Origin of the sequence: Chryseobacterium sp. 22458, assembly GCF_052044975.1 — a bacterium.
In the GTDB taxonomy this organism is placed as follows: Bacteria; Bacteroidota; Bacteroidia; order Flavobacteriales; family Weeksellaceae; genus Chryseobacterium.
The window spans coordinates 417,305-442,005 of the sequence record NZ_JBQEOA010000001.1 but is presented as its reverse complement, the minus strand read 5'-3'; the positions used below and the strand labels follow the sequence as shown (position 1 = coordinate 442,005).

At 36.2% G+C, this 24,701-nt stretch carries 20 protein-coding genes and 1 pseudogene; 11 read left to right on the top strand and 10 right to left on the bottom strand.

The annotated features are described in order from the left end of the window. Positions 1-3 precede the first annotated feature (3 nt). Both ACTJJF_RS01840 and ACTJJF_RS01835 read left to right on the top strand, forming a co-directional pair. Positions 4-804, top strand: a complete 801-nt coding sequence (locus tag ACTJJF_RS01840; RefSeq protein ID WP_312296826.1) for a hypothetical protein — start codon at positions 4-6, stop codon at positions 802-804. A gap of 39 nt (positions 805-843) precedes the next feature. After that, positions 844-1,107: a heme oxygenase gene (locus tag ACTJJF_RS01835; protein WP_278378309.1), complete on the top strand. Its 264-nt coding sequence runs from the start codon at positions 844-846 to the stop codon at positions 1,105-1,107. Here ACTJJF_RS01835 and ACTJJF_RS01830 read toward each other — a convergent pair. From ACTJJF_RS01830 to ACTJJF_RS01820, 3 genes are all read right to left on the bottom strand, one after another. Next, positions 1,100-1,558, bottom strand: coding sequence for a MaoC family dehydratase (locus tag ACTJJF_RS01830; protein WP_229048615.1), 459 nt, complete (start codon positions 1,556-1,558; stop codon positions 1,100-1,102). The two genes, ACTJJF_RS01835 and ACTJJF_RS01830, sit on opposite strands and share 8 nt — an antisense overlap. Positions 1,559-1,791: 233 nt before the next feature. Continuing rightward, positions 1,792-1,986: a cold-shock protein gene (locus tag ACTJJF_RS01825; protein ID WP_047430072.1), complete on the bottom strand. Its 195-nt coding sequence runs from the start codon at positions 1,984-1,986 to the stop codon at positions 1,792-1,794. Positions 1,987-2,036: 50 nt separating this feature from the next. Then, positions 2,037-3,155, bottom strand: coding sequence for a DEAD/DEAH box helicase (locus ACTJJF_RS01820; RefSeq protein ID WP_440699220.1), 1,119 nt, complete (start codon positions 3,153-3,155; stop codon positions 2,037-2,039). A gap of 432 nt (positions 3,156-3,587) precedes the next feature. On the opposite strand from ACTJJF_RS01820, the gene ACTJJF_RS01815 reads away from it, so the two are divergent. Further along, positions 3,588-4,535 (top strand): beta-1,6-N-acetylglucosaminyltransferase, encoded by a 948-nt coding sequence (locus ACTJJF_RS01815; protein WP_312296820.1) that lies wholly within the window; start codon positions 3,588-3,590, stop codon positions 4,533-4,535. Between the two features lie 9 nt (positions 4,536-4,544). Here ACTJJF_RS01815 and ACTJJF_RS01810 read toward each other — a convergent pair. Together ACTJJF_RS01810 and ACTJJF_RS01805 are read right to left on the bottom strand one after the other, a co-directional pair. After that, positions 4,545-5,606: pseudogene (locus tag ACTJJF_RS01810) on the bottom strand (3-oxoacyl-ACP synthase III family protein). A 736-nt stretch (positions 5,607-6,342) separates the two neighbouring features. Then, entirely contained in the window at positions 6,343-7,134 is a 792-nt protein-coding gene (locus ACTJJF_RS01805) for an AraC family transcriptional regulator (RefSeq protein WP_312296819.1), read from the bottom strand. A gap of 283 nt (positions 7,135-7,417) precedes the next feature. Between ACTJJF_RS01805 and ACTJJF_RS01800 the strand changes: the two genes are divergently transcribed. Continuing rightward, positions 7,418-8,569, top strand: a complete 1,152-nt coding sequence (locus tag ACTJJF_RS01800; protein ID WP_440698489.1) for an Atu1372/SO_1960 family protein — start codon at positions 7,418-7,420, stop codon at positions 8,567-8,569. Positions 8,570-8,585: 16 nt separating this feature from the next. Next, positions 8,586-9,389, top strand: a complete 804-nt coding sequence (dapB, locus tag ACTJJF_RS01795; protein ID WP_440698488.1) for a 4-hydroxy-tetrahydrodipicolinate reductase — start codon at positions 8,586-8,588, stop codon at positions 9,387-9,389. A 407-nt stretch (positions 9,390-9,796) separates the two neighbouring features. Here dapB and ACTJJF_RS01790 read toward each other — a convergent pair whose 3' ends face one another. The 3 genes from ACTJJF_RS01790 to ACTJJF_RS01780 form a co-directional block, all read right to left on the bottom strand. Beyond that, positions 9,797-10,669, bottom strand: coding sequence for an alpha/beta hydrolase (locus tag ACTJJF_RS01790; protein WP_440698487.1), 873 nt, complete (start codon positions 10,667-10,669; stop codon positions 9,797-9,799). 71 nt (positions 10,670-10,740) lie between these two features. Further along, complete coding sequence (locus ACTJJF_RS01785; protein WP_440698486.1) at positions 10,741-11,658, bottom strand: alpha/beta hydrolase; 918 nt, start codon at positions 11,656-11,658, stop codon at positions 10,741-10,743. A gap of 177 nt (positions 11,659-11,835) precedes the next feature. After that, positions 11,836-12,699, bottom strand: coding sequence for a helix-turn-helix domain-containing protein (locus tag ACTJJF_RS01780; RefSeq protein WP_440698485.1), 864 nt, complete (start codon positions 12,697-12,699; stop codon positions 11,836-11,838). A 481-nt stretch (positions 12,700-13,180) separates the two neighbouring features. Between ACTJJF_RS01780 and ACTJJF_RS01775 the strand changes: the two genes are divergently transcribed. The 5 genes from ACTJJF_RS01775 (at position 13,181) to ACTJJF_RS01755 (ending at position 19,458) form a co-directional block, all read left to right on the top strand. Then, entirely contained in the window at positions 13,181-13,534 is a 354-nt protein-coding gene (locus ACTJJF_RS01775; RefSeq protein ID WP_440698484.1) for a hypothetical protein, read from the top strand. A 129-nt stretch (positions 13,535-13,663) separates the two neighbouring features. Beyond that, positions 13,664-15,973, top strand: coding sequence for a TonB-dependent siderophore receptor (locus tag ACTJJF_RS01770; RefSeq protein ID WP_440698483.1), 2,310 nt, complete (start codon positions 13,664-13,666; stop codon positions 15,971-15,973). Between the two features lie 3 nt (positions 15,974-15,976). Further along, positions 15,977-17,422, top strand: coding sequence for an ABC transporter permease (locus tag ACTJJF_RS01765; protein ID WP_440698482.1), 1,446 nt, complete (start codon positions 15,977-15,979; stop codon positions 17,420-17,422). Further along, complete coding sequence (locus ACTJJF_RS01760; protein WP_312296807.1) at positions 17,423-18,769, top strand: DUF3526 domain-containing protein; 1,347 nt, start codon at positions 17,423-17,425, stop codon at positions 18,767-18,769. It begins immediately after the preceding gene. Beyond that, positions 18,763-19,458, top strand: a complete 696-nt coding sequence (locus ACTJJF_RS01755) for an ABC transporter ATP-binding protein (protein ID WP_312296806.1) — start codon at positions 18,763-18,765, stop codon at positions 19,456-19,458. Before ACTJJF_RS01760 ends, ACTJJF_RS01755 begins: the two co-directional genes overlap by 7 nt. Before the next feature lie 163 nt (positions 19,459-19,621). Here ACTJJF_RS01755 and ACTJJF_RS01750 read toward each other — a convergent pair whose 3' ends face one another. Both ACTJJF_RS01750 and ACTJJF_RS01745 read right to left on the bottom strand, forming a co-directional pair. Beyond that, on the bottom strand, positions 19,622-20,704 hold the full coding sequence (locus ACTJJF_RS01750; protein ID WP_440698481.1) for a hypothetical protein: 1,083 nt from the start codon (positions 20,702-20,704) through the stop codon (positions 19,622-19,624). Between the two features lie 297 nt (positions 20,705-21,001). Further along, positions 21,002-22,036 (bottom strand): serine hydrolase domain-containing protein, encoded by a 1,035-nt coding sequence (locus ACTJJF_RS01745; protein ID WP_440698480.1) that lies wholly within the window; start codon positions 22,034-22,036, stop codon positions 21,002-21,004. 256 nt (positions 22,037-22,292) lie between these two features. Here ACTJJF_RS01745 and ACTJJF_RS01740 point away from each other — a divergent pair, with 256 nt between their 5' ends. Continuing rightward, positions 22,293-24,632, top strand: coding sequence for a TonB-dependent receptor (locus ACTJJF_RS01740; protein ID WP_440698479.1), 2,340 nt, complete (start codon positions 22,293-22,295; stop codon positions 24,630-24,632). The last annotated feature ends 69 nt before the right edge of the window (positions 24,633-24,701 follow it).

Sequence of the window (24,701 nt, the reverse complement as noted above, 5' to 3'; positions counted from 1 at the left end):
CTAATGAAAAAGTTAATCAAGCATCCAAAGAGCAAATCGGGACTCAGAAATAAAAAAAATATTTCAAGAAGAGCCTATTATTCCCAGTTTACCTCTCTGTTCTATCTGCGAAATACCAACATCACCTTAGAAAGAGACGCTAAAGAAATTCTTAGAATGTTAAAAGAATTACAGCAGCTTATTAACAAATCAAGATTGATATTTAGCACATATTGCAGTTTAAGCCAGCATAACCTGTGGCAGTCTGTTTTAGAAGACCTGAGTGAGAACATAAAGAATATTAGAATCCAGTTTGAATATATACTGGGAAATATTATTAAAAAAAATAAAATCAATTCACTCATATTCTGGCAGCAAAACAAACTCTACACAGATGAAATGGAAGTAATCCATAAAAAACTTATTCTGTTGACTATTCAGGTTTTACCGGAAGAAGAAAGATTATCTTGGAAGGTAAATATTTATAATTTTTATGATGAAATTTTTTCTTTACTTACTCCACTTATCGTGATGTGCAGGCTTGAATTAGACTTTATAGAAAAATATTCACCTAAAACCTTTAACCAAAATGTTATGGATATTATTAAAGATATTCCGAAAAACTATACATTACAGGAAGCAAAGGAATACAAACATGAGTACTTAAAAGTATTAACAAACTACAGTCATGAATTCTACAGAAAAAATAATTTTTGGAACAGCTTATTATACTTTCTTTCAGGCGGTATGTACCCATTACCATCAAAACGTACTTTATCCAAAAAATGGATCAATAGGAAAATGAGAGATAAGCTTCCAAAATAAACCTCAAACTTAATTTTCATCTTATTAAATATTTTTGCAGTGAAAACAATTCATCTTTTTCGGTTTAACGATACTATTTTCCGTAAAATTCCTTTTTTTAAAGAAGAACACAGGCTGAAAACCGAGGTAACAGAACTCGATGTAATGAATATTGAAATCGTAACCGAGTATATTGTGAAAACCCATGATGATTTCAATTTTGAGAACACATCCAGGAATGACCTTTTATCAATGTGCAAAGAAGCACAAAAAACAATTGAACATTATTTTGTGGTAAGCTTAAATCATTATGATTCTATATGAAATGATAAAGAAAAATAACATCTCCTACATAAGCAGGTCTGGCCTGATCTCTTATAAGAAGCTTCGCTTCTACCATTACCTTTACCGTTCCTCTGAGATCTGTTACCGATTTTACAGAGGCCTGTAGCATCACCTCACTATCCACCAGAACAGCCTGCCCAAATTTAAGATTCTCAATCCCGTAATTGATTTCCATTTTTACATTTCTCACCTCTGCAATTTGTTTCCAGAGATAAGGAATCAGTGATAATGTTAAGTAACCGTGAGCTATAGTGGACTTAAAAGGGCCTTCCTTTTCCGCTTTTTCTTTATCAGTATGAATCCACTGATAATCCAGAGTTGCTTCTGCAAATCTGTCAATCTGAGCCTGATGTATTGTATGCCAGGCAGAAGTTCCTATCATTTTACCTTCCAGAGCTTTATATTCAATAAAATTGTTGATGACAGTCATTCTCTTTTGTTTTTATATTAAAGTTGATTGTTTTCTTTCCTTAAAAACCTCTCACATAAAGCGAGAGGCTAATGAACATCGTGAAAATAAAAAGTAATGTATTTATAGTAATGTCCGTTCAAATACCACATCCAAACAAATAGCCTGGATTCTGAATTTGTAAAAAAAATATAAAATTATGAAACTGAAATTGCAAAAAATTATCTTTTGAAATATCTACAATCAAGTTTAAATTATGCCAATTTTACGTTGACAGCATTTAAGCCCTTGTCGCTTTTTTGTACATCAAAAACGACTTTATCATTTTCACGAATTGCACTTACGCTCAATCCTGAAGAATGTACAAATATGTCCTTACTTCCATCTGCTGGAGTAATAAATCCGAAGCCTTTTGCTTCATTGAAAAATTTTACGGTGCCTTGTTGCATTGTAATTATTATTAAAAATTGAATAGTATGTTCTGTAAACGCTACAGACTTTATTTATAAAATGATCTGACCGGTACTGTAAATCCGAGCAGTTTTTGAATATTTTTAAGATCTAACCGCTCATCGGTATCGCAAAATGAAATAGCAGTACCCTCCATTCCTGCTCTTCCGGTTCTACCGATCCGGTGGACATAAGTTTCCGGGATATTGGGAAGTTCGTAGTTCACTACATGAGGAAGATCATCAATATCAATTCCTCTAGCTGCTATATCTGTAGCTATCAACACTTTAATCTTACTGTTTTTGAAATCATCAAGAGCATTCTGTCTTGCCATCTGAGATTTGTTTCCATGAATTGCTGCAGCAAAAATCCCTACTCCTTCCAATTGCTGTACAAGCTTATTGGCAACATGTTTAGTACGGGTAAAAACCAGTGAACGCATTATATGTTCATTTTGCAATAAATCAATTAGTAAACCTGTTTTATCTTTTTTTTCCACAAAATAGACAGATTGTTTCACCGTTTGTGCCGTTGAAGATACTGGAGTTACAGTAACCTCTACAGGATTATTCAGAATTGTTTCCGCAAATTTCTTTATCCCTGCGGGCATTGTAGCTGAAAAAAACAAGGTCTGTCTCTTCTGAGGAATTAGTCTCAAAATTTTTTTGACATCATTGACAAATCCCATATCCAGCATTCTGTCTGCTTCATCCAAAACTAATATTTCTATTTTAGAAAGGTCAATATGTCTTTGATTGGCCAAATCCAGTAATCTGCCGGGTGTAGCCACCAGAATATCTACTCTTTTTCTAAGGGCGGCAAGCTGATTTCCTGATGCAACTCCTCCATAAATAGAAAGCTGTGATAAAGGTAAATATTTGCTGTAAACAGCAAAATTCTCTTCAATCTGTATTGCCAGCTCACGAGTCGGTGTAAGTATTAATGTCCTTATTTCTTTATGTTCAGGAGTATATTTTTTTAACAGCTGCAGGATAGGCATTGCAAAGGCTGCTGTTTTCCCCGTTCCTGTCTGGGCACATCCTATAATATCTTTCCCGGCAAGAATATGCGGTATAGCGGAATACTGTATTTCAGTTGGCCTGGAATATCCTGATTCTGTTACAGCACGGATTATTGGATTAATTAAATTTAAACTTTTAAAACTCATCATAATTTTCGGATTTCCCGATATTTTGTAAGCAAATTCACTTTCAGAATTTGAATTGGTGTACGATAGGATGAGTAAAGAACCTCTTTTCTCATTACTTTCACTTGCTTAGCTTAATATAATCAAATAATTATCATTGATAAGCCTGCAATAACGCATCATTCTAAGATGAAAAATTTATATAGCATTTCACATTAGAAACCCGATTGATAATTGGGTGGCTGAAAAAGCAAAGACTGAAAGAAAAAATTGTGAGTTTAAACTATTACAGAATAGCAAAGGCAGAAACCTGTTTTATAAATGCTTTGCAAATGTACAATAAAACAATTAAACTACAGTCAATTTAATTAACTGATTATCAAAAATATATTCGTAAATTACACGCATAAACTGAATTGTTTGCCTGTGCGGATGATTTTAAATTTCACTCCTATGCAAACGTCACTTCCCATAACTCTTCCCCATTCCCAAACTTCCGACCTACATTCTGCTTCGCAGGTGAGGATTGCTTATTTTATTATGATCCATCATAAACCTGATGTATTTAAAGAAATGTTTAAGAAGATTTATACAAGGGATCAGTTTTATCTTATTCATATTGATCGGAAGGCAAAAGCAGAATTTACAGAAGAAATACAATTATATTTAATACACTTTCCCAATGTATATATTTTGGAAAGCATGAATATTGTAGCTGGAGGGTTTAGCATGATTCAGGCTGAACTTAATGCAATGGAATACCTTTTGAATGTTAGTAATGACTGGGATTATTTTATCAATCTAAGCGGTGAAGATTCCCCCCTTAAGTCACAAAATATTATACGTAAATTTCTTACAGTCAATAATGGAAGAAATTATATTTTTTATTATGATCAGAAGTTTTACAGACCAGATACTCTTCAAAGAATACAAAATCACTTTACAGAGCTAACCCACAAAATCTCTTCATTAATATATAAAAGAGATTTTATGAAGGGTGTTATCCCTTATATTGGTGGAAAATGGTTTATTTTTACAAGAGAAACCTGTGTTTTCTTGACCAATAATAAGAGGGTAATGGATTTTGAAGACTACTATCTCCATACTCTTTTACCAGCCGAATCATTTTTTCAGACGGTTCTTCTCAATACCGTATTCAATGATATTATCGTAAATGATGATAAAAGAGTAGTTATTGAAAAAAGTTTTTTTAATAAAGACCAATATGCTGATAATTTCATCGAAACTCTAAAATCTTCCAATTATCTTTTTATCAGAAAAGTAAATAATAAAACAAATAAAAATATTCTAAAATATATAAGTGAAAGTTATCAGCTTCCTTTGTTGGAAATTGATGAGATAGAACGGGAACTTAGGAGAAATAGCAATCAGAATAATTAATTAAAATTATCAGAATTTGTAGACAAATGCATTGATATTCAACCCTGCACCTACAGAAGCAAATAAGACAATATCATTTTCTTTTATTGTATGTTCTTCTAATTCTCGCTTTACAATCATCTTAAGTAAGGATGGAATAGTTGCTACACTGCTGTTACCGAGTTTATGGATAACCATCGGCATGATATTCCGTGGAACAGTTTCATTATATAGCATATAAAATCTTTCAACGATTGCTTCATCCATTTTTTCATTAGCCTGGTGAATGATTATTTTATTTAGCTGACTAATGGAATATCCACTACTATCCAGGCACCTTTTCATAGCATTTGGTACATGGAGCAAAGCAAATTCATAAATTTTTCTGCCATCCATTTTAATATATTTGGTGTCCTGACAGCTTTCATTATTATAAGATTTTCCGAAGAACAGATAATCTTTTTCATTTAAAGTATAAGATGCAGATAAATGGGATTGTATTCCCGAATCATCATTATTATTGATTTCCAATATCACTGCGCCTGCGCCAACAGCATAAATCATACTGTCCCTGTCATGAATATCCACTACACGAGAAAGTGTGTCAGCTCCGATTACCAGACATCGTTTAGCAATACCGGATTTGATGAAAGCATTCGCATGTATTACCCCTTCTATCCATCCCGGACATCCAAATAATAAATCATAGGCCACACAGAAATTATTCCTGATCTTTAATGAATGTTTCACCCTTGCCGCAAGGCTTGGTACCATATCATACTGAACAGTGCCGAAGCGGAAATCTCCAAAATTATGGGCAAAAATGATATAATCCAATGTCTCAGGATCTATCCCCGAATTTTTTATTGCAACCTGAGCAGCAATTAATCCCAAATCTCATGTCACCTGATTATGATCCGCATATCTTCTTTCCTCAATGCCTGTAATCTTCTTTAGCTTTTCACTAATGGAAAAGTTGTCATCTTTTAACACAATGCCTTTTTTATCAAGGAAAATGTGCTTATTAAAAAATACATTAGTTATAGTTTCTGCCGCAATACAATTACCAATACCTATAATCTTACTTGTCATATGAAATGCTTTTATCACTGTCTCTTTATAAACAAAATTAACCATTAATAAAACCTCCTGTAATTATAACAAGAGGTTCATCAACATATAACTTGTTCTGATTTTAATGTTTGTTAAATAAATAATTAAGACATTGGAATGTTGTTTAGTGCCGCTTTTTATTCATGGGTAAAAGTTTAAACTTTGTACCATAAATTTAGGATAAATTTTAATATCTATTAAGTTATGGAACAAAGCAGATATGACCAATGGATACTCATCATTCTAATTTAAATATCATTAATTTTTAAATTAAATTGCATTGGAAGTTACTAAAAGATTTTTTTTGATAAACCCTAGCTTTGCAATTCTTGTTTAATCTGGCTCAAACGAACTAAATCATCGATAAAAGTGTTTGAAGATACGCTCGTCTTGGTCACACACAACAAAAAATCGTTACTTTTCAAGTAGCGATTTTTTATTATTACCCATGATAGGATTAATTCGGATCAGGTGCAAAATTTGGGAACTAGATAAAAAAATGAGCTAATCTGAAGAAAAAATGAATTATCTTTTTACTCCTCTAAGCTTTATACTGAAACTTCATTTAATGCAAAGATAAAATGCAATTCATTATCCGAAATTTTGTGATAGAAATGAGTTTATAACTTGGCTCAATCGGATAAAATTATCTATATAATTATTGAAAATACACTTCTTCCTAAGTTTTTTCACAATTAATCTTAAGATCAGAACTTTAAGATTTACCCATAATTTTTGCTTTTTCTTTCATAATCCCAAAATAGGAATTGGTAAAAGCTGATAAACTTTTATAACCAATCATCAAAGCGATCTGGCTTAAGGTATATTGTCCTGTATTAATGAGTTCAATACTTTTTAAAATACGGATCAGCTGCATATATTTTTGGACAGTAATACCTGTTTCCCGCTTGAATATGCGCTGAAGGCTTCTGACAGACATTAAGGATATATCAGCTAAGGCATCTATACTTAACTGTTCCATATAGTTCTTATTAATATAATTACATACGGGGAGAAGTCTTGGATCAACTGGGATCGGGATTTGTAAACCTTCTTTCTCTGTACAAAAATGAGGAAGACTATTCAATAAAGCTGTCAGGAAATATCCCTGCTCTTCATTTTCTTCCAATAGTTGATTCCACTTTGAAGCATATTGAAGCATTTCTTTCAAAACAGGCGGCGCAGAAAAAACATGTACTTCATTATAAAAATCTTTGTCAAAAACTTCTTTGAATAAGATAACCATAAGATTAACTGTTCTGGCTTCAGATTGAGTAAGATGTCTTTTGCCTGAAGGAATCCAAATTAAATGATTTTGCGGAACAAGATAGATTTTATTCTCAATATGAAAATACTGATACCCTTCTTCCACATACGTCAGCTGATATCTTTGATGAAAATGATCATAGTCATCATGAGCCCAGTCTTTCTCATACCATACATAAGCAGCGATTTTAATTTCATCATCGAACTCCCCTTTTCTTTTTTCTGATAACCCGCATTTCATCTTGGCGTTTTATATAATAATTTTGGCAAATTTAATAAAAACATCAATTGTAAATTTGTATTATCATAATTTAAGTATGATTGAAATGAAAACACGTTCTATTTTCCCATAACTATGATAGCTTCATTATCAAGCACTTACCAAATATATCCATTCTAAAAAGACAAAGAATTTCTCAAGGAGGAGATCATAGGAATGCAAGAAAATATTTCAAAAGATTAAGCTAAAGAAAAGTAGAATAAAACTTTGCTGATTAATAATTATCGGCTATAAATGATCAAATATGAAGACTATCAATACTATTATGTCATTTTTATTATTACTTCTAATTAATAATTTTACCATGGCACAGCAAAAACAGGCAAACATTTTAGTCCTTATCCATTCTGATGAAGGAGGAACCTATGAAATGGCTAAAGAGATAGCCCAAGGAATTGAAAGTGACGGCATCGCAAAAGCTACCATCAAAAAAGTCAAGGCAAATGACAATCCGAAATTAAAAAATATTCCTGTTGCCTCTGTAGAGGAGCTTACGTCTTATGACGGCATTGCATTTGGTTCTCCGGTATATTTTGGAAATATCAGTACGGCAATGAATGAGTTTATTGCTAAAACCACCGCTATTTGGTCACAACATGGCCTTGAAGGAATGCCTGCAACAGTATTTATGTCATCCGGCAGTGGTTCAGGAAGGGAACTGGCCATCCAGTCATTCTGGAATGTCCTGGCCGTTCATGGAATGGTTTTGGTTTCCAATGGAATAAGGGGAAATGAAAACATAGATAAAACAGTTCCTCAGGGAAATACGGTTTTGGGAACCACCAGTCTCGCTTCATTAAAAAATGTTGAAAGACCGACTAAAAGTGAAAGATACTTAGCAGAGTTACAAGGTAAAAATTTTGCAAAAATAGCGCACGCACTTCAGGGCACTTTTACCAAAAATAAAATACAGCAAACAGCTATTACGAAAAAAGAAACTGATATTAACCTACTCCTTAAAGAGAAAAATATAATATTGCCTCAAGTTCCCCAACCGGCAGGAAATTATAAGCCGTTTGTACGTTCAGGAAACCTAGTGTTTATCAATCAGTATGCCCTTAAAGACGGTAAGATTCTTAATCCTGGCAAAGTAGGAAAAGATATTACCGAAGAGCAGATAAAAGAGGCGACCAGAACCACGATGTTGAACGTTATTGCCGTACTTAATCAGGCAGTTGGAGGTGATTTGAACAGAGTAAAACAATGTGTGCAATTAACTGGTATATTTAATACCGTAGAAAATTATTCAAAACACGCAGAATTAATGAATACCGCTTCTGATCTTACTGGAGAAATCTTCGGTGAAAAAGGAAAACATGCCAGAGCAACCTTGGGTGCATATTCAATACCAGGAAACTCATCTGTTGAAATTCAAGCTATTTTTGAGATAGAATAACATTAAAAATAAGATTATGAAAAAAGTTTTTGTTGCAGGAGCCACCGGATGGGCGGGTTCTGAAATTAGCAGATCAATTTTAAATAATGACGAAATGATATTAACAGGCGGACTTTCTTTATCTCAAGACGGGAAAAATCTGTCAGAAATTCTGTCATTAAAATCGGACAATAATATTCCATTGTTTAAATCTATAGAAGATGCAATAGAAAATCTAGAATTTGATATTCTTGTAGATTTTACCAAACCGGAAATAGCGAAGCATAATATCCATACTGCTTTGAAAAAAGGCAAAAAAGTCATTGTCGGAACTTCAGGACTAAGTGATAAAGATTATGAGGAAATTGAGCGTATTGCCAATGAAAATAACACGTCTGTTCTTGCTGCAGGGAATTTTGCTTTAACTGTTGTTTTATTGCAAAAGTTTGCTGAAATGGCAGCAAAATATATTCCCCACTATGAGATCATTGACTATGCAGATGCTAAAAAAATTGATGCACCAAGCGGAACAGTGGCAGAATTGGCTTATCGTCTTTCAAAAGTTCAGAAGCCTAAACTATCCGTAGCAATAGATGATACCATAGGAAATAAAGAAACAAGAGGCGCAACGATAAACGGCATACAGGTTCATGCTGTTCGCCTGCCCGGTCATACACTCGCAGTAGAAACCGTCTTTGGACTCAAAGGAGAAAAATTAATATTAAGACATGATTCCGGAGAAAGCGCAGAGCCCTATGTAAAAGGAGTACTACTTGCCATCAAAAACATTGATACGTTCAAAGGTTTACGAAGAGGATTAGACTCAATAATGGAATTTTAACAATATGTCAACGTCTATTATTCAAGTGTTTAAAATTATATTGTAAAAAGCTTAAACAATAAGGTTTTTTTTGATAAAATGAGCTTGTAAGTCTTTTTTAATTTGACTCAAACGAACTAAATCATCGATGAAAGTGTTTGAAAATACGCTCGTCTTGGTCACAAGCAGCCAAATAGCGTCAACTAAAGACAGTTGGCGCTATTTTTATATCAATAGCATTTATTGATTTTTTAGATCCCAAACACCGAATAAAGGCTCTCAGACTCATATATAACAAATTTTATCGTTCAGGAAATTGTCAGAGTATTAGTTGAGCTTTTCAAACAATCTTTCTAATAAACAGGAAAATTTTAGAAAAAGTAGTGTGAAATCTTTATAATGGAATAGTTTAAACTAAAAAATCACAATTATAAATTTTCTATAAAAAATGGAATAACTCTTTTCAAAGCCTGTTGAACGGGTTCTGGTTTATCATAAAGATCATAGTGAGACCAACCTTCCACAACTAGTAATTCTTTCTTTTTAGAAGCTGCACGACCATAAATCTCCTGCCCATCACGATAAGCTCCGAAGCCGCCTGGTTTATCACCAATTACAACCAATAAAGGCTGTGTAAGCAGGGTTTCAGCATTGCTAAAGGCATCCCAGTCTACAGCAGCTGCACGATGTGAAAACATAGCACTCGTAGCACCATGAGGCTTTGAACCACGTGATGTTTTATAGTAGTCTGTTGCTTCCAGCACATCAATGTCTGTAATGCCTGCTTTTTTACCTTCTTCTACCGATGACGGCAACAATCCATCTACACGCAGCTCAACTCCACGAGCCTCGGCAGTTCGTTGTTTAGCAATTGCTTCCAGTGTACCAATCGGATCATATCCGGCAAATCCTTCACGACAAAGGCGACCAAAGTTCACTCCGGTAATACTTACTACTGCTTTTAAGCGGCGTTCCGATTTGGCAGCACTAATGGAGTAACCTCCTCCTCCGCAAATACCCAATACACCAATTCGGTTTTCATCTACAAAAGGTAGTGTTACCAAATAATCACAAGCATACCTGTAATCTTCAACCCGGAAAGACGGATCTTCAATAAAACGAGGTTCGCCACCACTTTCCCCTTGAAATGAAGCATCGGGAACCAATACTACAAACCCTGCATCAGCTAAAGCCTGTCCGTATACATTACCCGAAGTCTGTTCTTTGCAACTTCCTATCGGATGTGAACTGATAATGGCAGGGTATTTTTTATTTTCATCGAAATCAGGTGGGAAAAGCAAATCTGCTGCAATATCCCAATATAACGCTTTGAATTTTACTGACTTTTTCATTTTATGTAATCTTATTTTAATTATAATTTTTCAGAGAAGAAAGACGCTAATTGAGAAATAGCTTCATTCACATAGTTTTCTTTATCATAAAGAGACATATGGTTGGCTCCATCTATCACATATTTTGTTTTGTCGGCAGTTCCTGCAATTTTTAATAGATCGTCGCTCATCCATGCACTGCCTGCAACACTGCCTACAATTGCCAACAAAGGCTGCGTAAAAAATGCTTCAGCTTTGTTGTAAGCGTCATAGGTAATGATTTGTGTCAAACTTCTTAACGTCGCCCATCCTGGTGCCGTTGGATATTGACAATGGTCTGTGTGATAATACTCCCAAGCTTCTCTCAATTCTTCGTTGGGAGCATCTTCTTCTTTCATCGGAGCTAAAGGCATTATTTGTAAACCTTCTTTTGCATCGTTGGTCCTTGCATTTGCACCAGCCAACAAATATGGCATTGCATCTGCGTCTTTTACATTATTTTCCCATCCATTACGGAACATAGACCCGATATTTACGGCACTTACCATTCCTACTGCTTTTATACGATGGTCATTAATCGCTGCATTTGCCGTATAACCAGCACCAGCACAGATGCCCATTGCCCCGATTTTCTCTGTATCCACATAAGAAAGTTTAGTCAGATAATCTACCACTGCACTTATATCTTCTGTTCTGATGTAAGGATTTTCCAGTTGGCGAGGTTCACCAGTGCTTTCTCCCTGATATGAAGCATCATAGGCAATGGTAATAAATCCTTTTTCGGCTAATTTTCTCGCATATAATCCTGCTGCTTGTTCTTTTACACCTCCACCGGGGTGAGAAACCACTAGGGCTGCATATTTTTTGTTTTCTGCAAATCCTTCAGGGAAATTGATAATGGCTGACAAAGTGATACCCTGCCCGTTTCCGTTACTGATGTTAATCTTTTGTTGTGACATAATATTTTCTTTATAAATTAAACTTTTTGTATTTTGATAAAACAAAGTTAGATACAGTCACATCCCCGGAACGTAGACAGATTACTCGAAAAAGGAAACATTTTACTGATTTATAACTATAGCATAAAAAAAAGCAATCTTATTGGATTGCTATCTCGACATTATAAAGTTAGAATATTACATTTCCCTAAATACTTTTGGGGATAAACCTGTTTTCTTTCGGAAAAATCTCGCAAAATAATTAGGATAATCAAAGCCTAAGCTATAAGAGATCTCACTAATGGAAAGCGAGGTATTTTTGAGCTTGTCTTTTGCTTGGTTCAAAACAAAATTATGGATATGCTCAATCGGTGATTCTCCTGTAAAATGCTTGATCAAATCTCCAAAATAATTGGCTGAAAGATTGGCTTTCTGAGCAAAATAAGCAACAGAAGGAAGACCTGCTATTCGGTCATTATCTCCAAAATATTGCTTTAGATTATCATAAAAGTTATCGATTACAGAATTGTATATTTTACTTCTTGAATCAAATTGCCTGTTATAAAATATTTGTGTATAAGATAAAATCAGGGCAATATAGGCCATGATAATATCCTTAGAATACAATTCCTTCTGAAATTCATCATACGCTTTTTTGTACAGATCCCATAAAATAGATTCTTCGTCCGTGGTAAGAAAAAGCGCTTCGTGATTATTGTAATGCACAAAATTGTAATCTTTAGCCAATTTATTTACATATTTTGCACTTACCATAATGTTATAGCCGGCATCGGGAGCATTGATATCCCAATCCAGATTATTTTGCGGGCAATCAACATACATAAAAGATTTTGCCTGATCTTCAATAAATTGTATTTCTTTAAAACTCTTTTCCAACGGAGGTTTTATAGCCAACAAATAAAAATCAATTGTAACGGAATCAGAGTACAACCTTATACTATCCTCATTCTCATAGTTAATAATAAGGAGATCCTCATTCTTAGGTTTGGCAACGTTAAGGTAGGATGCAAAATCTTTTATATTAAATATTTTATTAGTCATTGAACGGTCATATTGTTGATGTGTAAAATTAGATTTTTTATCTATTAAAATAAAGAGACATTTTAAGGAAAAAAAGAGACATTTTACTGATTTGATAATATGCAGATAAGAAAATTATCTGAATAAAAATGAACTTTGGAGTTCTTGTTTAATTGGCTTAAACAAGCCCAAATATAAAATTATAATCCAGGAAAAATTTTTTAAAACCAATGTTACCATTTTAACTTTGTCGCTATATCTTACAATTGCCTGCGGGATTTTAAGTTAATTATATAAAGCCTGACTGACCCCACCCAAAGTACTCAATACTAATAATTTACAATTATCATGTTATAATTTCCAAAAGCAGAAAAATATATTTATCAAAAATCTCCTATTAATATTCTAACTCATGGTTTAGCAGAGATATATAAAAATATCTGTTACTTTTCACCCGTGATTTAGTTTTTATCAAATTAAATTGTACTTTTGTCATTCTATTATGCAAAAATTTCTCAGAGTCTTTTTTGTTTTCTCTTTACTTCTGATATTTGTTTCAAACGTCAGTGGTGTAAGCACGTGTCTCGATCATGCTCAACATGCGAAAAGTAAAGTGATCTATAAAAAAGGTTCCAAAGAAGAGAAAATTCCCACGTTTTCCCAGGATGATGAATGCCAGTGTGCCCTTCATATGAGTATGAATAATATTCTTCTTCCTGAGCCTTTAAACATGGATTTTGCTATTGATACTACAAATGATAACGAAATGCCACAGCCAAAAGCCATTTCGTATCGCTGTCTTCTTGACTTTTTCAGCTCCAGAGCACCCCCGGTAACTTTTTTTGCGGCAGTTTAATCTACACTGCCCTGTTTTCTCTATACAGATTCTATAGTCTGTATTGTTATTCCGTGGTTACCTGTGTCTTCAAGTAATTAAAAAATTCTTTTATTAATGGGCGTTTTCTTGCCCGAACATCCTTGTTTCATGATTACCAGTAATTTTAATTATTCGGGAATAATTCATTGTATTCCCTGTAAACCGGTGAAGCTTTTAAGTGTAAGTTTTATTACCGTTTCCTCATTTTTTCATGCACAATCACATCCTGAAGATTCTCTGTCTACAGTAGTACAAACTGTTGAGATCATCGGAAGAAAGTCTAAAGATTATACTTCCGACTACTCTTTTGCCGCCACCAAGATTGCGATGAAAAACAAAGACCTTCCTTTAACCCTTAATACCGTTACCAAAGAACTGATCACCGACCGTCAGGCCTTTCAGCTTGGTGATGTGATGAAAAATGTGAACGGAGTCTCTCCTTCCAGCTATTATAATCAGTACAACATCCGGGGTATCAGCCAGAATGAAGAAGGCCAGATTATCAACGGAATGCGGACAAGACAGTATTATTTTTTACAGCCGATGACTTCCAACATAGAACGTGTGGAGATTTTCAAAGGCCCGGCAAGCATTACCATGTCCAGTGTAGATCCCGGAGGCACAATTAATATGGTGACCAAAAAACCATTACCCTTTTCCCGACATGAAATCACTTCATCAGGAGGCAGCTTTGATACTTACCGTGTCACAACAGATCTTACAGGTCCGCTGAATAAGAGTAAAACCTTACTCTACCGTTTCAACGGAGCTTATCAGAATGCCCAGTCGTTCAGAGACCACGTCAAAAACAGCGGTATTCTGATCTCACCGTCCCTGACATTTATCCCTAACGAAAAAACGTCTGTGAATGTAGAAATGACCTTCAGTGATCTTTATGGAAACCTGGACCGGGGCCAACCGATTTTCGGAGCAGTTGCCGGAAAAACAGATTTGTACAGCACGCCAAGAACATTGAATCTGGGAGCTCCTGATGATTTTTTTAAAACCAGGGAGCTTATTCTGATGGGAAGTGTTGCCCATCATTTTAACCAGTCAATCAGTTTTAATGCTTCTTATATGAAACAATACTGGCGAGAAAATCTTCAGGAACACAGAACAACGAATTCTTTTGTTCCTGATATGGATAACAAACCTGTTTCCAGTCTCGCAATGATGCAGTTTGTACAGAGAAGACAAAACTGGGTAACGGATAATGTAAATGCCTATTTCAATTTTAAATTTAAAACAGGAGCTGTTCAGCATCAGGTTTTGACAGGCTATGACGGGCAGATCTGGGAAAAACGTAAGGGTGGACAACAAAATGCAGCAAGAGGTTTTCTTTTAAAGAACGGAGCTGTAGTTTCCTCCTACAATCCTGCAAAAGCTTCAGATTATCAAACAGCCGGTTATCATGGAGTCCTCATTCCTAAACCTAATGTCACTCCTTTTGATCTGAATCCGGGAGCCGAAAATTATCAGGGACCTGATTTTAACACACTGAATGTGATCTCACCTCTTCCTTCTGCTCTTACTACAACACACGCAGCTTACATCCAGCATCTTTTTACCTGGAAAAAGTTTAAAATATTATCGGGAATCCGCCAGGAATGGTTTCAGGATATCACGAATTTTAAAGAAGACAATGAATCATCTTTTAAAAACAATAAACTTCTGTACAGATTCGGGATTACGTACAGTTTAACTGATAATATCAATTTCTATGGTACTTACCTTACGGGGTATCAGCCTCAATCCAACACCGTCACTCTGATGCCCAATACCTCGGCTCTAACCGGATCTGCGGCAAGATTCAAACCTCTGACCTCTGATCTCAAAGAATTAGGAATCAAGGCAATGCTTTTTAGCAGAATTTCACTGAATCTGGCAGTGTATGAGATCAACCAGAGAAATATCATCATCAATGCCAATAATCCGTCAGAACCGGATGAGCTTATACAGCGTGGTGCAGACAGAAGCCGTGGTTTTGAAGCTGAGTTTTCGGGACACATCTTTCCTCAATGGCATATTTACGGAGGCTACAGCTATATTGATGCTAAAATACTGGATGATACCAACCCTGATCTTGTGGGGAAAAGGAAAGAAAATACTTCTAAAAATTCTGTCAACATCTGGACCCGTTACAATTTCTCAAACATCGAACTGATCAAAGATTTTGGAATTGGCGCAGGAATGCTTTATCAGAGTTCAAAAGTTCCGTGGTTTACAAGAAGTTTTGAGCTTCCTGCATATACTACCATCGATGCGGCTTTATACTACAGTCCTGCAAAAACGGTTCAACTCTCTTTTAACCTTAATAATATTACTAATAAGGTCTACTGGATCGGAGCTCAGAATTACCTCAGGCTCTTTCCCGGAACTCCAAGAAATTATTTACTAACTGCTACTTATAAATTTTAAATTATGGCTATTTCAAACTTACGGCTGATCGTGGGAAAGACCTGGCGGGATCTGTTTAAAGGAAAACAGAACCTCATCATCACGACCATTGTACTTCTCTTCTGTATGCTGAGCATCGGCATAGGATTTACAAAATACACCGATTCTTTTTCAAAAATAAAGGAATACCGGGAAGAAGTCCGGGAACACTGGGAACATAGACCGGATAAGCATCCGCACCGTATGGCTCATTATGGCTACCTTGTTTTCCGGATTGGCCATCCGCTAAATGTTTTTGACAGCGGGCTGGATGATTATCTGGGAAATGTAATATTCCTGGAAGCCCACAAACAGAATACCGCTAACCTTTCGGAAGCGGGAAGTTCAGGGACTTTGATCAGATTTGGAGCTTTCAGCAGTGCCTTTATTCTGCAGAGCATTGTACCTCTTATTATTCTTTTTCTGGGATTCGGATTAATTGTACAGGAACGGGAGAATGCTACATTAAAAATCATCAGTGTACAGGGAGCTTCGGGAAGGGATATTATCTGGGGAAAAATTCTGGGCCTCTGGCTTTTTTCCTTATGCTTTCTGGTTCCGGTAATTCCTGTTGTTTTTGTGGCGGCATTGATGTCAGAGACAACTGATTCCGGTGATATTTTAATAAGACTGTTATGCATTCTACCCGCTTATATGATCTATTATTTTTTCATCAGCACATTAACCGTTGTAGTTTCTGCAAACAGTAAAAGCACTTCTTCAGCGTTGATCTGTCTTATCGGTTTCTGGCTTCTTTTCATTATTGTTCTGCCTAAGGGAGTTCAGTTTACTGCTCAGAATTTATTTCCGGCTCCTTCACGGATTGCTTTTGAAACCCATCTGGAAAAAGATATTTTGAAATCAGGAGACAGTCACAATCCTGATGATCCGCATTTCAGGAAAATCAAAGATTCTTTACTGGCCCATTATCAAGTGAAAACTACGGATGAACTTCCTTTCAACTATGGTGGATTTGTCATGAAAGAAGGAGAAAAAATAAGTTCACAGATCTATTTCAGGCATCAAAAGGAATTGCAGGACATTTATAACAGACAGCAAAATCTGACTGATATTTCCGGACTGATCAATCCAGCCATTGCCGTCAAAAATTTCTCCATGATTGCCACGGGCACTGATTTTTTTTCCTACACCCAATTTCAAAAGCAGGCTGAAGAATATCGTTATCAGATGGCTCAGCATTTAAATGATCTTCAGATCAGGCATATCAGCAATATTAAACCTGAAAAAGGCGGACCTCCCGCTGTCATTGGGAAAGACAACTGGAAGAAGTTTCCCGATTTTAATTACAAATATACTCCTGTTGCGGACAGTCTGAAAGCACAGCCAATACCTGCAGCAGCATTAATCTTATGGCTGATTATCTGTGTTGCTGCCATTGAAATAAGTGGAAGAAAATTAAAATTAATCTAAATGAATCGTTATTTATATACCCAATTTTACCGTAACAAGGCATACATCATTGCATTGTTGTTTTTATTCATAGCTGGGTTGACGGCTATTTATACGGGAAAAAAATTCCTGGACAGGAACGAAGACATTATCTCCAAAAGCGGAACATTTCAGAAAGAAAGCATCGCAAGAAACACAAAATTTCATAAGGACGATCTGGGACTGGCTCTTTATTATATTAAGTTTAATCTGGTCAATGAAACTCCCAAACTGGCTGCCCTCAATATCGGAATGCGTGATTTAAACCCTTCTATCCAGGGAGTCACCATCCGAAATCTGGAAGAACAGCGCTACAATGCTGATTTTTATAATCCGGCCAATGCGGCGGCTGGAAATTTTGATTTCAGTTTCGTTATTGTTTTTCTTTTTCCACTGGTAATTGTGGCGTTTTGTTACAATCTTATCTCTGAGGAAGAAGAGAAAGGCACCTGGAAGCTTCTATCAGTGCAAAGTGCTCATTTGCAGAAACTTTTAGACCAGAAGATGCTCATCCGGCTTCTGGCCATCACTGTTGTATATCTGGCTTTAATGATCATTGCGTCTGTCTGGATAAAAATACCTTTAAACTCCTATTCTATTGCTTTTTTTGTCAGCGGATGGCTTTATATCCTCTTTTGGTTTGCATTATGCAGATGGATTGTTTCTTTTCGTAAGTTATCTGCCCAGAATGCACTGATTCTTCTTATCATATGGGTGGGTATCAATTTTATTATTCCGATGAGCGGCAATATCCTGATTCAGAAGATCTACCCGGTTCATGAGTCTCTAAAAGCTGTGATGGAACAGAGAGAAGGCTATCACAATAAATGGGATGAGGCTAAACTGCCGACTATGGAAAAATTTTACAAAGCATACCCTCAGTACAGAAATTTTACGGTGGAAGAAAATGATACTTTTACCTGGACCTGGTATTATGCCATGCAGCATATGGGTGATCTGGAATCTGCAAAGTCTTCAGAACAGTATACCGAAAAAATGCAGAAAAGAAATCAGGCTGCAACTTCTCTGGGTTACTTCCTGCCCAATCTTCATACCCAGCTGGTAACAAGTCATCTGGCAAAAACGGATATGAGCAATCATTTGCAATATGCTTCTTCCCTCAGGAAATTCCATGAAAAAAAACGTCTGTTCTTCTACCCTCTTATTTTCTCAGGAAAAAATGCAGAATCTGTTGACTGGGCACAGCAAACTATAGAAGTATTCAGCTTTACTGATTCTATCAGGCTTATGCGGATATTTTTGCCCTACCTTATTTTCATTGCTTTATTCATTATTCTTTCACAAAATAAATACAGGAAATTATGTTAAAAACAATCAATCTACATAAAAAATATAACGATTTCACAGCACTTCATTCCCTTAATCTTGAAGTTAAAAAAGGAGAAATCTTTGCTCTTCTCGGGCAAAACGGAGCAGGTAAAAGTACAACGATCAATATTCTTCTGGGACTTATTAAAGCAACATCCGGAGATGCTTTCATCAACAACATTTCTGTAAAAAATGAACCCCAGAAAATTAAAAAACACCTGGCTTACATCCCTGAAACTGTTCTTTTATATCCCTATCTTACAGGAATTGAAAATCTTGATTTTTTCTCTAAAATCGCAGGCTTTCACTATCAGAAAGATGAATTGTCCGCATTATTGAAACGTACCGGTTTACAGGAAACTGCTCACCATAAAGCATTGGGAGGATATTCCAAAGGGATGCGGCAAAAAGTAGGGATTGCCATTGCCCTTGCGAAAGATGCAAAGGTACTTCTTCTGGATGAGCCCACGAGCGGACTGGATCCGATCGCTACTGCGGAATTTACAGAGATTGTACGTCAGTTGGGCCAGGAAGGCAGAACCGTTCTGATGGCAACGCATGATATTTTCAATGCAGTAAGTGTTGCTACAAACATCGGGATCATGAAGCAGGGAGAGCTTGTACAGAATTTGCCTTCGAAAACATTTACCGCTCAGGAATTACAGGAGCTGTATATGAAAACAATCTGATCTTGTTCATTCAATGACATAAAAGCCAGATGACAGTGTTATCTGGCTTTCATATGATTTGGCAAAAACTTTATGGAGAAAGAGCTTCAACATCACCAGTCTTAATACGAGGATACTGTATCTGTAAAGAATGGGTAAGAATTCTTTTATGAAAACAAGTCATTTAATCTTTTGCCTGTGAAACCCTGAGGACATTATCGATTGTAAGGTCCATAGCTGTGTCTGACTTTACTTTAAAATTATAGCCGCTTCCTATGGATGTAGCGTCAGCAACCGCCACAAAATAAAAAACCAGACTTCCTGTTGTGGTACCATTAGGGGCAATTGATGTCTGGTCCATAGAAAGTGTTCCTGTAGCATTCGTCATATTAACGGTTACAAATCCTACAGAACCGTTATTTTTATTATCAAATTTAGCAATGACCCTCCATGTATGTACCTGGCCGGCAACTGAATTATCAAGAAATCTTCCGGTGGCCTGGTTGTAAATATTGGCTGCTGACGGTGATGTTATATTTTCCGGCCAACTGGTTGTGGGTGCTGCAGCTATATCCGTAGAAATATTAATCGTCTGATAAACAATATTTTGGAAAACATTGAGGGGAATTCCTCCCGAGGTTTTAAATGAAAAGAAAGGTTTTACTCCTGATCCGCTGTTAATCCTTACTACCCCTTCATTGGCGGAGGTAAGCGTTGCAGAAGAAAGAACAGAGCTCCATTGAGTTCCGTTATAATAGCGCAATGTTTTGTTGGTACTATCATAAATCATCATTCCTGCAACAGGGCTACTGATGGTACTCACAGGATTGGTATTTCTTGGCATAATAATCCCTGAATCTGCTGATGATACATCAAGAATCCCTTGTGGTGTGGTAGTGCCTACTCCAAGATTACCGTTCGTATCTATCCTGATTCTTTCAACATTATTGGTTTTAAAGACAAGTGGAGAAAGATTAGTCGTTCCAATTTCATCTTTAGAAGTTAAAAGTTTCGTCCATACCGTACCGTTACTGACATAAGCTCCGGGAGTGACATCTTGTGCCGTTGTAGTATTGTATATAAGCATTCCAGCGTTGAAAATACCGCTAGTGGTATTGGTTAGCGCTATCCGGTTCAGCAAAAGCCCTTTGTTTCCAGAACCGAGCGTTAGGTCAGAATTTGGATCCGGGTCAGGTGTACTGATACCTATCTGTGCGAAGACTAACGTAGATGTTACAGATAAAATTAAAGAAGAAATTGTTTTCATAATAATTAGATTTGGTTATCACAAATTTAATTAAAATACACCAATTAGTGATATATTATTAATCAAACATAATCTAGTAAATAAAAAAGCACAAAAAAGATACAATGAGCTAGTAACATGTCAGGTAGAACCCCATTCTGATATTGATCGCTTATGCATTAAGATTGTAAACCAAGATTTTAAATTTTATATCTTGGATATGTATTTTTTATTTTCGAATCTTTTGTAATCTATCAGGCAAGAATGCTTATTGCACATTTCATAATATTGCCAGAATGATGTTGTGTAACCGTTCATTCATTTCCACAGAATATTTTCAATGACTTTTTTCATGCCATTGCACTGATCTTCATTGGTAAAATACACATACCCAAATTTCTTATCCGGTTCAATCATAAATGAAGAAGTGTATCCCAAATTATTTCCTCCGTGCCAATAATTGAGTTTACCATTTAATTTTATTACAGCCATACCCAATGTCCACGAATCAACACCAAAATATTCCCTTATCGGGCTATTCGGATCCAAAGAAATAACAGGTTCAAACATTTCATTAAAATTAGGTTTCATGTTCATTAAACCGATCAGGAATTTTGAATAATTACCGGTATTTGCAAATAAACCTCCAGCAGGATCAAAAGAACTTCTGTCTCTTTCATCTTTTACATAGTGCTTTTTTTGATAACCATCTGCCAGGTTTTTCTCCACTTTCGGAGTGATGACAAAATGAAAGTCAGTCAATTTTAATCCCTTTGCCACTTTATTTTGAAAGACAGCATCCAAATTTTTAAAAGAAATGTTGCTGAGTTTTGCAATCACTTTGCCAAGATAAACATAAGCTTCACCTGAATAGGAGAATTGCTCTCCGGGTTCAGACTGCAACTGCATTTTTCCGGTTTCACTCCAGTTGGGTAACCCGGTTGTATGACTTAAAACCATTTTAGCGGTAATTTTTTTATATCTCTCATCTTCGATATTGTCTGCCGGTAAATACTCAAATAAGGGTTTGTTTATATCTAACTTTCCTTCTTTAGCTAATTGAAGGGCGAATAATGCGAATACAGGTTTTGATAAAGATGCCGCTTCAAAAAAGGTTGATGGGGTTACCTTTTTCTTTGATTGAATATTTGTTACACCAAATCCTTTGTTAAAAACAATTTTTCCATTATTGATAATAGCAATGGACATTCCCTGAACTTGTAAAGAATCCATTGCATTTTTTATTTTTTCCTGAAATTCAACATCACTGAGTTGTTTTCCGCTGAAGGTTTTAATCTGACCAAAACTCACCTGGTTTATTAAAATAAGCACTAATAATCCATATTTTGTCATGTTCTTTTCGTCTTTTATGAAATTTGTACAATGTTTTACAGCTTGTAAAGGAACTGTAAAAGGAAACAGACGAAAGTTACGATTTAAAACATAAAACCTGCTTACAAATCTATTCTGAAAAAGATAATAATTCCAATTAAGTACTATTTAGAATAAGTAAAAATAATATATCTTTGCACCCGTCATATTTTAATTAATATGTAGTTAGGAACCTTGTACCGTAGTATTCACAGCAATGAAAGTCAACCCGCACAAAATGGCTAAAATTACAGCCGCCCTTTTATATTTTTCTTATTCGTTATCCTCAAAAGTTTCTGCAGAGGTCCCCTTTATTTCCGAAACATCTTTACCTGTGTATTCGGTTCAGGTACAGCAAAAAGGGAATATAAGTGGTCGTATCGTCAATGCAGAGGGGAAACCTTTGGCCCATGTACATGTTCAGTTAACAGGAATAGGAAATACCCGTTCTGATAAAGACGGTTATTTTAAGTTTGAAGGGGTCATGTACGGAAAATATGAACTGGTAATCAGCCTGAAGGGTTTTGAAAGCACAACTCAATCTATTGAAGTGTACGAAGAACATCATCAGTTTGCTGAACCGTTTGTTATGCAAATAAAGACTGCACAGCCTACCCAGCATAATCTGGATGAAGTTGTTGTTACTGCAAGCAGACTGGCAGAACACATTGACGAAGTTCCGTCATCAATAACCTATATTGGCGGTAAGACGCTTGACCAGCAGCGACAGATCAATGATAACCTTCCTTCTATCCTGATGCAAAAGGTACCCAGCATATCCCCCAGCGAAGAGAGCCAGAATAACTTCATTGCCAAAATCCGTGGACGTAATTTTTTGGTCCTTATCGACGGTATTCCACAGTCAACACCTTTGCGTAACGGCGGACGTGATCTGCGTACCATTGACGCCAGTGCGATAGATCACATTGAAGTCATCAATGGTGCTACGGCAATGTATGGTAACGGAGCTGCAGGAGGCGTGATCAACTATATTACCAAAAAGCCGAAAAAAGGTAAAAAGCTGAGCTCATCTACTTATCTCAATAATTCACTGAGTCTGGTAAGGCCTAGCAAAACCTATGGCTATAATATCGCTCAGGTCTTTTCCGGACAGGTTGGAAAGTGGGATTACGTTTTACAGGGAAAGATGGGGCGTACGGGTGTTGTTCGGGGTTCCAATGCAACCATTGTAAGCCCTTTTTACGGACTGGGCGAAACCATGTCTTATAATACATTGGCTAAGATCGGTTACCAGATTGCCCCGGATCATCATATAGAACTGATGGGAAATTATTACCGCAGCTTACAGGACACTAAGTATGCAGGTACTACGGGTAAGTTTGGTGAATCACCGGCAGTTGCTATTCCTTCCGATGTGGTGGCTAATGGTGGTACACCCTATAACAAAGCTTTACATCTGAAGTATGATGGACAATATGGAAAAACAGCGGCCAACCTGAGCCTGTATTACGAAGATATGAATACGGTTTTTGAAACTTACAATCAAAACTATTCAGACCACCAGGGAGCCAGACTGAATTTCAATACTCCTTTTCAACTTAGCGGAACTTCCAAAATATCACTTATTTACGGTATAGACCTGTTGAAAGACCACACGGTGCAGAAAACGCTGAAAGACGAGCTGGTAACACCGGATATGAATATGAATAATCTCGCTCTTTATGTTCAGAGTAAAGTAAACATAGGCACAGACTGGATTTTAAAAGGAGGAATACGTTACGAAAATATCAGGTTCAATGTCGGCGATCTTACCAAAAACGGTAAGCTGACCACCGGTGAAAATAACCGTTCGGATGCTTTTGTATTTAACCTGGCAACACGATATAATAAATACAGCTATTTACAGCCTTTCGCTTCCTTTTCACAAGGATATTCAATTGGTGATGTAGGACTTATTCTACGTAATGGTGTGCCATTGAGCCAGATTGATCCAAAGCCTGTTGTCGTCAATAATTTCGAATTCGGAATAAATGGTAAGATGAACGTATGGGATTATCAATTGACAGGTTATTATAGTACTTCTAAGAAAGGAACTACCTTCGCCGAAACTTCTATTCCGGGTAATTACGAACTGAGCCAGGTGCCCCAGCGTATTTACGGGGTAGAATTTGTCGCCAATGTAAAACCTCTTCAATGGTTGTCAGTCGGTACCGTGCTTGGTTATATGAATGGCCGTCAGGATTTGAAAAATGAGGGGAATTTCAGGGACAAGCTGGACAATTCCATTATTTCACCTTTCAAAATAAACCTGAATGTTGATTTTAAATTAACCGAACAGTGGAATGTTTATCTGCAATACCTGCATTTAGGAGGGAGAGATGTATTTCCTTCTGAAGCCTATAACTATGGGAAATATCCGATTTCAGGGTATAACCTTGTGGATCTGCAAACGAAGTATAAATATCAGAAGTTCACTTTTATGTTTTCTATTAATAACCTGCTCAATGCTGATTATTATCCGGTTCATGCCGAAGTAAGGGGCGCAACCAATGAAGGTCGCTATTATATCAAAGGTTCAGGTACCGTGGCCAACCTGGGGATACAATTTGATCTTTAGACTTCTTAGAAACCAAAAGGACTGATAATTTTATCATCAGTCATCAATTTTTGGCGCAGACAGAATTAT